Below are 13,292 nucleotides of genomic sequence, written 5' to 3'. Positions count from 1 at the left end.
GGGTGTGAGGGGGATCAGTCCCAGTGCCGGCCGTCGTCTGTACTGAGCGACGCTTCCAGGAAGCACTGGTGCGTATCGGCCATGCGGTGCATGTCATCGAGCAACGTGGCCAGGATTTCATCCAGATCCCTTTCGGGATCGGTGGGAGCAGTCAACTGGTACTCGCTGCTGGCGGTGTTCAGGCGCACAGCCTGGAACGGGGCCAAGCAGATCTCTTCAATTCGGCCTCGGGCCTTGGCCGCGCCGCGGCCCGTGCGAGCAAACGGGGTCAGCACCATGCGCAGGCGCAGCTGCAGGGCCGATTTGCCCTCCGGCGCCGGCAGTGCCATCGCCGGTACCGGCACGGTTGGACTGGGCAGGCTTGCTTCAATGCGGTCCCGGGCAAACGGGTCACGCCCGTCCAGGTAACGCATGGCCGACTGCACATCGCGCCAGCCCACGTACTCCATCAAGGCCTTCATGTCCCAGCCTTGGTCGTTGGCCCAGCTGGCAAAGCCGCGGCGCAACGAATGGCTGCTGTGGAGCCCCGCATCGGCAAAGCCGGCACTGGTCAGCAACTCGCGCAGCAGGCGCACCAAGCTGTTGGGATGCAGGCCTTCGGCGCTCACCTGGCCCCATTGGTTGACTGCCCGAAACACCGGCCCTTCTTGCAGGTCGGCCGCCTGCAGCCACGCCTGGGTCGCCTCCACCGGACATAACCGCGACAGCGCCGGCACCTTGTAGGTGACGCCGGCTGCCTGGCGATCACCCTTGCTGCGTGGCAAGAAGCAGGTCATCCCCTGTCCCGGCACCAGCGTGAGATGGGCCACGTCCAGACGCAGCAGTTCATCGCCACGGAATCCCCGCCAGAACCCGAGCAGCACCAGCGCTCGGTCTCGTTGATGGCGCAGCGCCGCCGGCCCATCGCCCCGGGCATGTGCCGCAGCGATCGCCGCGGCCAGCCAGTCATCGAGCTCGACCAGCCGCCGAATCTGGAGCGGCGCGGCTTGCTTGACCTGGCCCGGGTGCAGGGTCTGGATGCCTTTGAGCACCTTGCGCACCAGCGGCGATCGGGTCGGGTCGACAAAGCCGTGGTCGCGGTGCCAAGAGGCGATGGCCGCCAGACGTTGGCGGAGGGTGCTGGTCGCCAAGGTCTGCGCATAAGCGGCCAGGTACCGGGCCACGCTGTCAGGTGTCGCTGGGAGGTGGCCTTGCCATTCAACCTCGAAGTGCCGCAGCGCCGACGCATAGCTGCGCACCGTGTTCTGGCGCGTGGCCGCATCGAGGTAGCGGTCCAGTTCGGTCACTGGCGCGTGGCCTCCACCGAGGTCGTCTGGCGCAGCGTCGACAGGATGGTGCATTCCGCCCGCTGCCCGCCATGGCAACTGGCAATCACCCGTTCCAGCTCGCTGGCCATGCGCTGCAGGTCGGCCATGCGGGCGCGCACGTCGGCCAGATGGCTGCGGGCCAACCGGTCCACGTCCCCGCACGAAAGCTCCTCATCGCCGGCCAGCTGCAGCAGGCTGCGGACCTCCTCCAGGCTGAAGCCCAGGTCCCGGCCACGCGCAATGAAGCGCAGCCGCTCGATGTCGGCCGGGCCATAGACCCGGTAGCCGTTGCCCGTGCGCCCCGGGCGCGGCAGCAACCCGATCCGCTCGTAATAGCGAATCGTCTCCAAGTGGCATCCGCTGGCGTCGGCAGCCTCACTGATTTTCATTCGTAGTACGCTTGACTCCGTAGTAGCTACGGACTTTACGCTGAACCCGTATCCGCCGCCACTCCGGCCGCGGCGCTGCATGTGACGACCATGCCACTGCCCATCGCCTTGATTCGCTACTGCCTGATTGCCTTGCTGATCGGCTGGGTTCTGCCCGCTTCTGCTCAGGCGGAGCCTGCCGCAGCAGACCTGCGCCAAACCTGGCAGATGCTCGATTACATCGCGGTCGACTACCCCGGCGCGGTCCAGGCCGGTCGCGTAATTGCCCCCAACGAATACGCCGAAATGAGCGAGTTTGCCGGCGCCGTGCGCAGTCAGCTGGCAGCATTGCCCGGTGGCCAGAACCAGCAGGAGCTGACGGCCCAGGCCGACCGCCTGGTCCAGGCGGTGGCAGAGAAGGCCGACCCGGCGCAAGTGGCAACGTTGGCGCGCGGGCTCGGCACGACGCTGTTGGCCCGCTACCCGATCGGCGCTGTTCCGGCGAGCGCGCCGAAGACCTCCCAGGCCGCGTCCATCTACAGCCAGCAGTGCGCGGCCTGTCACGGCCCCACAGGTCACGGTGATGGCCCCGCCGCGCAAGCGTTAAGTCCGCCGCCGATCGCGTTCACCGATGCCACTCGCGCCGCGCAGCGAACGCCGCTGTCGTTGTACGAGGTCATTTCCCAGGGTGTGCCGGGTACCGGCATGGTCAGCTTCTCTGGGCTGTCAGAAAGTGATCGCTGGGCGTTGGCATTCTATGTGGGCAGCTTGGGGTACTCCTCGCAAGCCAAGGCTCAAGGTGAGGCGTTATGGCGCACCAGTGCCGAGGCCCATACGCACATTCCCTCGCTCGAAGCGCTGACACGCACGCGAGAGGCCGATCTTGCCACCACGATGCCCGCCGATCAGGCAAACGCGATCATCGCCTACCTGCGTTCGCAGCCACAGGCAGTAAACGAAGCGGTACCAGGAGCCGATCGCTTTGCGGTGGCGCGGCAGCGACTGGCCGCCAGCCAGCGCGCTTACGCTGATGAGGACCTGGCTCAAGCCAAAAAGCTTGCGCTCTCGTCCTATCTGGATGGTGTAGAGCCGCTTGAACCCACGCTGGCCACGCGCAATCCGTCATTGCTGCGAGAGATCGAGACGGCCATGGCAGGCTACCGCGCGCAGCTGGATCAGCATGCGCCCGCGGCTGACGTTGCCGGGCAGGCAGCGCAAATTGCCCAGCTGTTTGATCGCGCGGACGTGGCGCTGCAGGACACCCGAATAGGCGCCAGCACCGCGTTTCTAGGCAGCTTTACCATCTTGGTACGCGAAGGACTGGAAGCGCTGCTGATCGTGATTGGTATCGTGGCGTTCTTGCGTAAAGCCGAGCGGTCTGATGTGTTGCCGTATGTGCATGCGGGTTGGATCTGCGCGTTGTTGGCAGGCGCAGCTACCTGGGCAGTGGCCACTTACTTTGTTGATATCAGCGGTGCGAACCGGGAAGTCACTGAGGGCGTCTCGGCCTTGTTCGCTGCCGCTGTCCTGCTCAGCGTAGGCATCTGGATGCACCAAAAGAGCCTTGCAGGGCGGTGGCAGGAGTACCTGCACGCCAAGCTGACGACTGCGCTGACACGGCGCTCGGCTGTTTTCCTGTTCATGCTGGCCTTTGTCGCGGTGTACCGCGAGGTGTTTGAGACGATCTTGTTCTACATCGCGATGTGGAGCGATCAGGCGTCCACCGCCATCCTCGCAGGCCTGGTGGCGGGAATCGCGGTGTTGGCTGCGGTGGCGTACTGGATGCTGCGCATGAGCAGGCGGCTGCCGATTGGCCGGTTCTTTTCGATCAGCTCGATTCTCATCGCGGTGATGGCGGTCATCCTGATCGGTAAAGGCGTGGCCGCGTTGCAGGAAGCGGGCTGGATTTCTCAAACACCGCTCGCGTTGCCGCGCATCGAGTGGATCGGCCTGTATCCCACCTGGCAGTCGCTGCTGGCGCAGGTATTGGTAGGCACCGCCGCCATCGTGGGGTTCCTCGCCAATGCCCGTTCCGGTGTGCGTAGACAGCCAGGCGCAAACAAGCAATGAAACAACACAGCAGAGGACCAAGACATGAGTGATTGCGGGTGCCACCACGAAGCCAAGAACAAGGAGGAGCGACGCATCCTCTGGATCGCCTTGGTCCTGAATGCAGCGATGGCCGTGATCGGCGGCATTGCCGGCTGGATTGCCCATTCCACCGGGCTGCTGGCTGACGCGCTGGACATGCTGTCTGACGCCACCGCCTATGCCATTGGCCTGGTCGCTATCGGGCGCACGGCGCGCTTCAAGGCCAACGCCGCGTGGGTCAGTGGCAGCGTGCTGCTGGTGCTGGGCGTAGGCGTGCTGGTCGAAGTCGGCCGCCGGGTGATGTACGGCGCCGAGCCGGTCAGCGGTTGGATGATCGGTACCGCTCTGGTCTCGCTGGCCGTGAACCTGAAGGTGCTCCGTATGCTCGCCCCCTTGAAGTCTGGCGAAGTGCATCTGCGAGCGACCTGGCTGTTTACCCGCGCCGATGTGGTGGCCAACGTTGGGGTGATTCTGGCCGGCCTGTTGGTGTGGTGGCTGGCCAGCCCCTACCCGGATTTCGTGATCGGCGCCCTGATCGGCCTGTATGTGATCAAGGAGGCTTTCGAGATCTTGGGTGATGCTCGCCGGGCGCGTGCCGACGCGCGCAAAACGCCTGCATGACAGCGCTTGGCCGGCTGAGCTGTGGCCTGCGCTGGCTGCTGCTGGCGCACTTGGCCGTGGGCCTTGTGACGCAGCCGGTGCTGGCAGTGGTTGGCGAGCTCCATGCTCAAACCCATCTGGCCGCGGCCGACCATGACCCGGCAGTGGCATCACCAGCTTCCGAGCGTGGCGTAGACGCCGCGCTGCACCGGCTACAGCAGCTGGTGCTGTGCTGTAGCCAGGCCGCGCCGGCTCCAGAAATAGTGTTGGCCATTGCTCATATCGGCCGGCATTGGCCGTCGGCGACAGCCCATGCGGACAGATATCGGCATGAGCACCTGCTCGCGCCGTTCCGGCCGCCGATCGCAGGGTGATGCGCGCCGGCGTGCGCCGGATCCCTGTTGGCTATCGAAAATTCTGGAGTACTTCATGCATGTGCGATTGGCGGCCCTGGCCGCGTGGCTACTGTTGAGCGCGGCGGCAACGCCGGCGACAGCAGAAGAGCTGATGACCTTGGACGACGCGTTTGCACGCGTGGCCCAAACCCACCCCGAGCTGCGCCTGGTCGATGCGCGAGCCACGGTGCTCGCTGCCGAGCGCGACCAGGCCGTGCAGCGGCCACCGTGGACGTTGGGGGCGGAGGTTGAAAATGCGCTGGGCACGGGCGCGGCCCGTGGCCTGGACAGCGCGGAGTTGACCTTGAGCCTGAGCTCGGTCCTGGAGCGCGGCGGCAAGCTCGACGCCCGCCGCACCTTGGCCCAAAGCCGGATTGATGCACTGGCCGTGCAGCGCGAGACCGGGCGGCTGGACCTGCTCGCCGAGACGGCGCAGCGCTATTTGGCCGTTGTCGGTGCCGACCGGCAACGCAGCCTGGCGAACATGGATGTCGGCCAGCGCCAGCGGACCGTCGCCGCTGCCCGGCAGCGCCTGCAGGCTGGCGCGTCTCCCGAATCGGTGATGCTCACCGCACAAGCAGCACTGGCGAGAGCAGAATTGACCCGTGATCGGGCCGAGCAGCAGCGCATTGCCGCCCGGCAGCACCTTGCTGCCCTCTGGGGCGAACGTGCTCCGAGCTTCGAGGTGGCCGCGGCGGATCCCATGACCCTGCCGGCGATCGCGTCCATGCAGTCGCTGGCCGAGGAATTGGAGCGCACTCCCGAGTTGGCGCAGTTTGCCGATGCCCGCCGGATCGCGCAGGCACGACTGCAGCTGGCGCGTTCGGCGGCCTCGCCGGACTTGTCGTGGCAGCTGGGCGTGCGCCGCCTGCAGGAGACTGACGACACCGCGCTGGTGGCCAGCCTGTCCATGCCACTGGGCAGCCGCAGCCGCGCGCAGCCGGAGATCCGCGCCGGCGAAGCGGAGCTGGAGGTTCTGACGATCGAGCGCGAGGCCAAGGGCCTGTCGCTGTATTCCACGCTGGTCGAAGCCCATGGTCGCTACACCGTGGCGCAGGCCGAGGTGGCACGGCTGCAAGGCGAGGTGCTGCCGAAGTTGGCCCGGGCTGAGCAGGCCGCCGAGCGCGCCTATCGCGCCGGCGCGATCAGCTACCTGGAATGGGCACAGCTGCAGTCCGAACGCACGGCCATGGCCCAGCAGCAGCTGGACGTGGCGCTCGATGCGCAGCGCGCCCTGATCGAAATTCAACGCCTGACCGGCCAGGCGCTTGTCGCGCCGCCGGCGGCTGCTTCCACCGGAGAGACCCCATGAATCGCTTTTCCTGGACCGCACTGGGCATGGCCCTGATGATGCTGGCCGCCTGCAACGCGTCGGCCCCCAACGAAGCGTCCGAAGGCGGCGCCGCCGCTGAGGGCGAAGAGCACGGCGAGCACGAGGAAGCGCCGCTGGAAACCAAGATTGCCGCCAAAGCTGCGCAGGCAGCGGGTATCCAGGTCGCACCGGCAGGCCCCGGTGAGATTGCTGACGAGCATGAGGTGCAAGGGCTGTTGACCCCGATTGACGGTCGCATCGCGCAGGTCACGGCACGCTTCCCCGGACCGGTCCGCTCCGTGCGTGCGGGCGTGGGTGATCAGGTACGGGCCGGCCAGGCACTGGCCACGGTAGAGAGCAACCTGAGCCTGACCACCTATACCGTCACCGCGCCGATCAGTGGCGTGGTCATGGCGCGCACGGCCGCCGTAGGCATGGCCGCCGCTGAGGGCGCGCCGCTGTTTGAGGTCGCCGACCTGTCCACGCTGTGGGTGGACCTGCACATCTTCGGCGCCGACGCCCAGCACATCGGTGCTGGCGTGCCGGTGACGGTTACCCGCTTGAGCGATGGCGTCACCGCACAGACCACCTTGGAGCGCGTCCTGCCCGGCACCGCCACCGCCAGCCAAAGCACCATTGCGCGCGGCACGGTGGCCAACACCGATGGCCTGTGGCGGCCGGGGTCGGCGGTCAAGGCGCGGGTCACCGTGGATCGCCAATCGGCAGCGTTGGTGGTGCCGATCACGGCGCTGCAGACCGCAGAAGACCAGGACGTGGTCTACGTGCAGCAGGGCGAAACCTACCACACCCGGCCGGTGAAGCTGGGGCGCCGCGACGCCGAACGCGCCGAAGTGCTGGAAGGCCTCAAGGCCGGTGAACAGGTGGTGGTGGCCCAAAGCTTCCTGATCAAGGCCGACATCGAAAAGTCCACCGTGGAAGAAGAATGAGGCCCGCCATGCTCGAACGCCTCATTGGGCTGTCCATCCGCCATCGCTGGCTGACGCTAGTGCTCACCGCTGCGCTGGTTGCGCTGGGCGTGTGGAGCTACCGTCACCTTTCCATTGACGCCACACCCGACATCACCAACGTCCAGGTCCAGATCAACACCCAGGCCCCGGGTTACTCGCCGCTGGAGGCCGAACAACGGGTCACCTTTGCCATCGAAACGGCCATGGCCGGTCTGCCCAAGCTGGACTACAGCCGCTCGCTGTCGCGCTACGGGCTTTCGCAGGTCACCGTCGTCTTCAAGGACGGCACCGACCTGTACTTTGCCCGCCAGCAGGTCGCCGAGCGCCTGCAGCAGATCGCCTCCCAGCTTCCCGAAGGGTTGGACCCGGAAATGGGGCCGATCTCCACCGGGTTGGGCGAGATCTTCATGTACACCGTGGAGGCCGAGCCCAACGCTCGCAAGCCCGACGGCACCCCGTACACGGCCACGGACCTGCGCACCCTGCAGGACTGGGTGATCCGGCCGCAGCTGCGCACCACGCCCGGCGTCACCGAGGTCAACACCATCGGCGGCTTCGAGCGGCAGATCCACATCACTCCCGATCCAGCTCAGTTGGTGGCGCTGGGCTTCACGTTGAACGACGTGGTCGCCGCGGTCATGCGCAACAACCAGAACATCGGCGCCGGCTACATCGAGCGCAACGGACAGCAGTTCCTGGTGCGCGTGCCGGGCCAGCTAGCCAATCTGGAGGCAATCGGCAACATCGTGCTGGACCGGCGCGATGGCGTGCCCATTCGGGTGCGCGACGTCGCTAGCGTGGGCGAAGGCAAGGAGCTGCGCACGGGCGCGGCCACCCAGAATGGCCACGAGGTCGTGGTCGGTACCGCCTTCATGTTGTTCGGCGCCAACAGCCGGGAAGTCTCCCAGGCGGCCGCGGCCAAGCTGGATGCCGCCAACGCCAGCCTGCCTGCCGGCGTCCATGCCAAGGCCGTCTATGACCGCACCGCACTGGTGGATCGCACCATCGGCACGGTGTCCAAGAACCTGATCGAGGGCGCGCTGCTGGTGGTGGTGGTGCTGTTCCTGCTGCTGGGCAATGTGCGCGCCTCGTTGATCACCGCGGCGGTGATCCCGTTGGCGATGCTGTTCACCATCATCGGCATGGTGCGTGGCGGCGTGTCGGGCAACCTGATGAGCCTGGGCGCGCTGGACTTCGGCCTGATCGTGGACGGGGCGGTGATCATCATCGAGAACTGTCTGCGCCGGTTCGGCGAGGCGCAGCACGCGCTGGGCCGCCAGCTCAACGATGAAGAGCGCTATGACCTGACCGCCTCGGCCACCGCCGAGGTGATCCGTCCCAGCTTGTTTGGCCTGGGCATCATCGCCGCGGTCTACCTGCCGATCTTCGCGCTGTCCGGGGTAGAAGGAAAAATGTTCCACCCGATGGCGATCACGGTGGTGCTGGCCCTGACCGGCGCCATGGTGTTGTCGCTGACCTTCGTGCCGGCGGCGATCGCCAGCTTCCTGCGCGGCCGTGTGGCTGAGCACGACAACCGCCTGATGCGCTGGTCGCGTGCCCGTTATACGCCGCTGCTGGATTGGGCCCTGCGTCGGCGCGTGGTGGTGCTGGCCGGCGCGGCCGTGCTGGTGGTGGGCTGTGGCGTGCTGGCCACCCGCTTGGGTTCGGAGTTCGTGCCGAGCCTGGATGAGGGCGACATCACCTTGCAGCCCATGCGTATTCCCGGCACCAGCTTGGAGCAGTCGGTGGCCATGCAGGAAACGCTGGAGAAGCGCCTGGCCCAGTTCCCGGAGGTGGCCAACATCTTCTCAAAGATCGGCACCGCCGAGGTGGCCACCGATCCTATGCCGCCGTCGATGGCCGACACCTTCCTGATGCTCAAGCCCCGCGACCAGTGGCCCGACCCGCGCAAGCCCAAGGCCGAGCTGGTGGAAGAGCTGGAGGCGGCGGCCAAGGAAATCCCGGGCAGCAACTACGAGTTCACCCAGCCCATCCAGATGCGCACCAACGAGTTGATCTCCGGCGTCCGTTCGGACGTGGCGGTCAAGGTCTACGGCGACAACCTTGACCAGTTGACGCGCCTGGCCAGCCGGGTCGAGCGGGTCATGCGTAGCGTCCCCGGCGCCGAAGACGTCAAGGCCGAGCAGGTCTCCGGCCTGCCGCTGCTGACCATCACGCCAGATCCGGCGGCATTGGCACGGTATGGCCTGAACCCGGGCGATGTGCAGGAAACGGTGGCCACCGCCATTGGGGGCAGTGTTGCCGGCCAGTTGATCGAGGGCGACCGCCGCTTCGACCTGGTCGTGCGCCTGCCCGAAGCGCAGCGCCAAGACCCCGCTGTGCTGGCAGATCTGCCCATTCCGCTGCCGGCAAGCACCAGTGTCGATGAGTCCAGCCGTCTGGCCGCCGGCGCCAATGGGGGGCCTCGCACGGTGCCGCTGCGGGAAGTGGCGAAGATCCAGGTAGAGCGCGGGCCCAATCAGATCAACCGCGAGAACGGCAAGCGCCGCGTGGTGATCACCGCCAACGTGCGCGAGCGCGATCTGGGCGGGTTCGTCGGCGAGTTGCGCACACGCATCGGCCAGGATGCCGCGCTTCCAGAGGGCTACTGGATCGATTACGGCGGCACCTTCGAGCAGCTGATCTCGGCCACCCAACGCCTGGGCGTGGTCGTTCCGGTGACACTGGCGTTGATCTTCGCTCTGCTATTCATGGCCTTCGGCTCGGCCAAGGATGCGGCCATTGTGTTCAGTGGCGTGCCGCTGGCGCTGACCGGCGGTGTGCTGGCACTGGCTCTGCGCGGGATTCCGTTGTCGATCTCTGCCGGTGTGGGCTTCATCGCGCTGTCGGGCGTGGCCGTACTCAACGGGCTGGTCATGATCGCCTTCATCCGCCGTCTGCGCGAACAGGGCGATCCGCTAGACGACGCTGTGCGCGACGGCGCCCTTGGACGCCTGCGACCGGTGTTGATGACCGCCCTGGTAGCCTCGCTGGGCTTCCTACCCATGGCCTTGAATGTCGGTGCTGGCTCGGAAGTGCAGCGGCCGCTGGCCACTGTCGTCATCGGCGGCATCGTCTCATCCACCGCATTGACCTTGTTGGTGCTGCCGGTGCTCTATCGTTGGCTGCATCGCGACCGAGCTCCCCGCGCCGGTAGCACTGCTTTGGAGTCCCCATGAACGAGCTCAACCTGGAACAGGTCCGTGCGGCGATGTTTACCGACCCGGGCGTGAAAGCGGTGGACGACCTGCGCCTGGTCGCCGGTGAGCATGGCCGTGCGATCGCGGCCACCATCACGGTCGCGGCGCCCTCGGTCGACCTGGACCTGGTGCATGCTGTGATTGCCCAGGTCCTGGCCGATCAATTCGGCATCGATCAGATCATGCTGTGTTTCAACGACCCGGGCCCGGTACCGCCGCCGCCCACCGCGGCGCCGTTAAAGAAGATGTGATCGCAGCCCCTGGCTCTATGCGTCTGCGCTGGCAGGCGCATAGAGCTGATGACCCGGCAACGCGCACGCGCCGGCATACACAAAGGCCACGCTTTGCCGCGCCCGGGTGAAGGCCACGTAGTATTTCGGCGGCGCGGTGATACGCGCTGCATCGGCCGTGCGCAGGTACTGCGTCAACGGCCCGTTCGGAAAGATGAGGACCCGACTGTAGGTGCGGCCCTTGCACTGCCCAAAGTTCACCGCCGGCAGTCCGTCGCACGCCTGCCGCCGGTCATGCCGGAGCACGGTGGGGGCGAACTCCTGCATGTACGCGGCCACATCCCCTGGAGCGACGAGGTAGATGCCATCGTGTCCGGTGACCTCGCCATTGCCTGATTGGGTCCGCGGCATCTGCGGATAGAGCGTGTCAGCCATATCGCACAGGGCCTGGACGCAGCGCAGACTGGTGAGGCGGTGATCCAGCCGGCATAAGCCGTCGGCCTCCCAAATCTGAAACAGCGCTGCCAGATTCGGACCACGGTATTGGCTGTACCTTTGCGCATAGTTGGTGGCATACGTGGCTTGGCGCGTATCGCCTACCAACGTGATGGCAATCTCGCTCTTCAACAGCCGTTCGACCAGATCCAGATCAAAGCCGGCCAGATCCTGGACTTCGTCGATGTAGAGCTCGTCGTACATCGCCGCCAATCGCGCCACGACCTGGCCTTGGGTCAGCTCATCGCAGCGCACAGCGAAATCGGCCGCTCGGTCCGAATACATCCGGTTGCCCGCCAGGTAGTGGCGCGCCACCTGGGTGCGTGGGGCGCGGTTGTTGGTGACACCTTCTACGAACAGGATGGTCTCGATGCGAGGCTCAGGGCAAAGCGCAGCTTGGTACGGGCGAATGCACTGGCGCAGCAGAAAGCCATACCAGCTGTGCAAGGTGACATGCGCGGGGACCGCGCCTGCGTGGGCCTCAAACGAGCGCCGGATCTCTTCCAGGTTTTCCAGCGTGTAGGTGACAATCGCGATGCGGCGCCCAGGTCGCTCCAAGGCCTGCCGGACCAGCAACGTGGTCTTGCCCGAGCCGGCTGCCGAGAGCAGGACCCGGTTAGGTGATGGCACGCTGGACATAGTCCGGGAACCTGATCGAGTGCGGGCTATTGAAAATCGCCAAGGCCGTATCGGTCTTATGGCCCTTCATGTACTTGAGCAGCGCCACCTCATCGGCAAAGGCCTTGCCCAGCACGGTATTGAGTTCGGCCAGCGAGTTGGCTTTGATCAGCTGCTCTTCCAGCGAAGGGGCGCTCTCGTCGGAATCGTAATAGATCGCGTTGATGTGCTCGGCATAGCGCTCTTGCACAACTGCGATATCACCGTCGTTGTCGGTGATCACCTTGGCCTGAATCCTCAGTCGATCGGCAATCTGCAAGAAGCGTTTGAATGCCAACGACTTGACCGAAATGATGTCTACGCCGTGAGCCATCGGCGCCACGCCGTGATGGTCACTGTAGGCACGCTGCACGATCAGTTCGTCGGAAGGGCCTTCCACCAGGATCGCCTGCTTGGCCAGGATCAACCGCAGCGTGTCGTGGCCCGGCAGCTTCATGAAATAGTCGTGGGTATCGCTGGGCAGCTGGTCCAGCTTCATCTGGCCTTGCGCGCTGAACAGGATCACGTTGTCCACGCCCAGCTTGTTCAACACGAAGCTGTTGTGGGTGGCGATGATCACCTGCTGGGCGGTGGAGAGGGCCGCAATCTTGTCGATCAGCTGGGTCATGCTGGAATAGGACAGATGGTTCTCCGGCTCCTCGATCAGCAGCACGTGAGCCGCGCCGGCCGCGTGCATCGCCAGCTTCATCTTCACCGCGCTTTGCTCGCCCTTGCCGGCCTGGGTGAACGGGAGCTCATCCAGGTAGGGTGACAGGCTGGTTTCCCACGTTGAGCGCGGCGATGTGTCCACGCCTACCGTCAATGCCCTGTGGCTGATGTCCCCGGTGTGCTCGGTCAAGTAGGCATTGATCGCTGCCACATCCGCTTCTTCGGAAAAGCTCTGCCGCATGCGGCGGAAGCTCAGCGACAGCGAGACGCGCTGCGCAGGCGTCAGTGCCTGCTCGATGATGCCGGCGATATAGCGATCGGCACCGGACAAGGTCTTGATGCCGTGCGTGTCGATGATGGTCGAGTCGAACGGAATACTACGGGCGGTGACGCCATTGTTGGCGAAGGAGTACCAGCGCACCGTGTAGTACTCCACCGGCAGGCTGACCGCGCCCTGGTGCTGCTGCAGGTAGGCGTTGAACTCCTCGCGGTAGTCGTCGTTGAGCTCGACCAGCAGCCGGATGCCGGCGGTATCCAGACGCAGGGAGTTGTTGGTGCCGCGTAACGACGCCAGCGCGGCGTCGGCGCCCAAATAGGCTTCGATGGAGATCCGTGGCGGCGAGGCCGGCGTGCCCGTGGCAAGCGCTCCCAAGTACTCCTGCACCATGGGCTGGTGGAACAGGTAGGGCGTGAGCTCGTAGGCAAGATTGCGCCCATGCAGCTGGCCGGTGACCACCGCGTGGATGGCCTCCAGCAGGGTGGATTTACCGACCTCGTTGTCGCCCACCACCAGGTTCATGTGGGCATTGAGGGGCAGGTCCAGATGGCGAAACGACTTGAAGTTGTCGATGACGATACGTTCGATCGGCATGCACAGTCCTTTGATGGCCAACGGGCTCGGTGGCGGAGCCTGCCTGCACCCTGGCTGGCCTCCTTTCCGCTCTGGGCCATACTACCCAGCGATCGCCGGCCCTGGGCGGTTTCGTACTGCTTGGGACGC

11 protein-coding genes are annotated in these 13,292 nt (G+C 65.7%); 7 read left to right on the top strand and 4 right to left on the bottom strand.

Going from position 1 to position 13,292, the window contains the following annotated elements:
* Window positions 1-14 precede the first annotated feature (14 nt).
* Window positions 15-1,286: a site-specific integrase gene (locus N5J29_RS01510; protein ID WP_005413373.1), complete on the bottom strand. Its 1,272-nt coding sequence runs from the start codon at window positions 1,284-1,286 to the stop codon at window positions 15-17.
* Entirely contained in the window at window positions 1,283-1,696 is a 414-nt protein-coding gene (locus N5J29_RS01505; RefSeq protein ID WP_012480230.1) for a helix-turn-helix domain-containing protein, read from the bottom strand. Before N5J29_RS01505 ends, N5J29_RS01510 begins: the two co-directional genes overlap by 4 nt.
* 90 nt (window positions 1,697-1,786) lie before the next feature.
* Here N5J29_RS01505 and N5J29_RS01500 point away from each other — a divergent pair, with 90 nt between their 5' ends.
* From N5J29_RS01500 to N5J29_RS01470, 7 genes are read left to right on the top strand one after another with little or no spacing between them, the layout of a single operon-like run.
* Window positions 1,787-3,745, top strand: coding sequence for an FTR1 family protein (locus tag N5J29_RS01500; protein WP_021201907.1), 1,959 nt, complete (start codon window positions 1,787-1,789; stop codon window positions 3,743-3,745).
* Window positions 3,746-3,769: 24 nt separating this feature from the next.
* Window positions 3,770-4,387: a cation transporter gene (locus N5J29_RS01495; protein ID WP_005413376.1), complete on the top strand. Its 618-nt coding sequence runs from the start codon at window positions 3,770-3,772 to the stop codon at window positions 4,385-4,387.
* On the top strand, window positions 4,384-4,740 hold the full coding sequence (locus N5J29_RS01490) for a hypothetical protein (protein WP_012480228.1): 357 nt from the start codon (window positions 4,384-4,386) through the stop codon (window positions 4,738-4,740). Before N5J29_RS01495 ends, N5J29_RS01490 begins: the two co-directional genes overlap by 4 nt.
* 55 nt (window positions 4,741-4,795) lie before the next feature.
* Window positions 4,796-6,073, top strand: coding sequence for a TolC family protein (locus tag N5J29_RS01485; RefSeq protein WP_012480227.1), 1,278 nt, complete (start codon window positions 4,796-4,798; stop codon window positions 6,071-6,073).
* The gene (locus N5J29_RS01480; RefSeq protein ID WP_021201906.1) at window positions 6,070-7,020 is read left to right on the top strand and encodes an efflux RND transporter periplasmic adaptor subunit; all 951 of its coding nucleotides are present in this window, start codon (window positions 6,070-6,072) and stop codon (window positions 7,018-7,020) included. Before N5J29_RS01485 ends, N5J29_RS01480 begins: the two co-directional genes overlap by 4 nt.
* 8 nt (window positions 7,021-7,028) lie before the next feature.
* Window positions 7,029-10,220, top strand: a complete 3,192-nt coding sequence (locus N5J29_RS01475) for a CusA/CzcA family heavy metal efflux RND transporter (protein ID WP_021201905.1) — start codon at window positions 7,029-7,031, stop codon at window positions 10,218-10,220.
* A complete protein-coding gene (locus N5J29_RS01470) occupies window positions 10,217-10,492 on the top strand; it encodes a hypothetical protein (RefSeq protein WP_019184735.1) in 276 nt (91 codons plus the stop codon). The genes N5J29_RS01475 and N5J29_RS01470 overlap by 4 nt, the downstream gene beginning before the upstream one ends.
* Window positions 10,493-10,507: 15 nt before the next feature.
* On the opposite strand, the gene N5J29_RS01465 is transcribed toward N5J29_RS01470, so the two are convergent.
* Both N5J29_RS01465 and N5J29_RS01460 read right to left on the bottom strand, forming a co-directional pair.
* Window positions 10,508-11,605, bottom strand: a complete 1,098-nt coding sequence (locus tag N5J29_RS01465; RefSeq protein ID WP_012480224.1) for a UvrD-helicase domain-containing protein — start codon at window positions 11,603-11,605, stop codon at window positions 10,508-10,510.
* Window positions 11,583-13,163 carry an AAA family ATPase gene (locus N5J29_RS01460; RefSeq protein WP_154350813.1) on the bottom strand — a complete coding sequence of 527 codons (1,581 nt, stop codon included), beginning with the start codon at window positions 13,161-13,163 and terminating at the stop codon, window positions 11,583-11,585. The genes N5J29_RS01465 and N5J29_RS01460 overlap by 23 nt, the downstream gene beginning before the upstream one ends.
* Window positions 13,164-13,292: the final 129 nt, after the last annotated feature.

Source organism: Stenotrophomonas sp. GD03680 (assembly GCF_029844625.1).
Lineage (GTDB): Bacteria > Pseudomonadota > Gammaproteobacteria > Xanthomonadales > Xanthomonadaceae > Stenotrophomonas > Stenotrophomonas maltophilia_P.
Note: the sequence above shows the minus strand (reverse complement) of the source record. Positions and strands in the feature narration are given on the sequence as shown.

Coding starts and splice junctions, on each gene's coding strand:
- N5J29_RS01505 (WP_012480230.1), bottom strand. CDS start 1,696: ATGAAAATCAGTGAGGCTGCCGACGCCAGCGGATGCCACTTGGAGACG.
- N5J29_RS01500 (WP_021201907.1), top strand. CDS start 1,787: ATGCCACTGCCCATCGCCTTGATTCGCTACTGCCTGATTGCCTTGCTG.
- N5J29_RS01495 (WP_005413376.1), top strand. CDS start 3,770: ATGAGTGATTGCGGGTGCCACCACGAAGCCAAGAACAAGGAGGAGCGA.
- N5J29_RS01490 (WP_012480228.1), top strand. CDS start 4,384: ATGACAGCGCTTGGCCGGCTGAGCTGTGGCCTGCGCTGGCTGCTGCTG.
- N5J29_RS01485 (WP_012480227.1), top strand. CDS start 4,796: ATGCATGTGCGATTGGCGGCCCTGGCCGCGTGGCTACTGTTGAGCGCG.
- N5J29_RS01480 (WP_021201906.1), top strand. CDS start 6,070: ATGAATCGCTTTTCCTGGACCGCACTGGGCATGGCCCTGATGATGCTG.
- N5J29_RS01475 (WP_021201905.1), top strand. CDS start 7,029: ATGCTCGAACGCCTCATTGGGCTGTCCATCCGCCATCGCTGGCTGACG.
- N5J29_RS01470 (WP_019184735.1), top strand. CDS start 10,217: ATGAACGAGCTCAACCTGGAACAGGTCCGTGCGGCGATGTTTACCGAC.
- N5J29_RS01465 (WP_012480224.1), bottom strand. CDS start 11,605: ATGTCCAGCGTGCCATCACCTAACCGGGTCCTGCTCTCGGCAGCCGGC.
- N5J29_RS01460 (WP_154350813.1), bottom strand. CDS start 13,163: ATGCCGATCGAACGTATCGTCATCGACAACTTCAAGTCGTTTCGCCAT.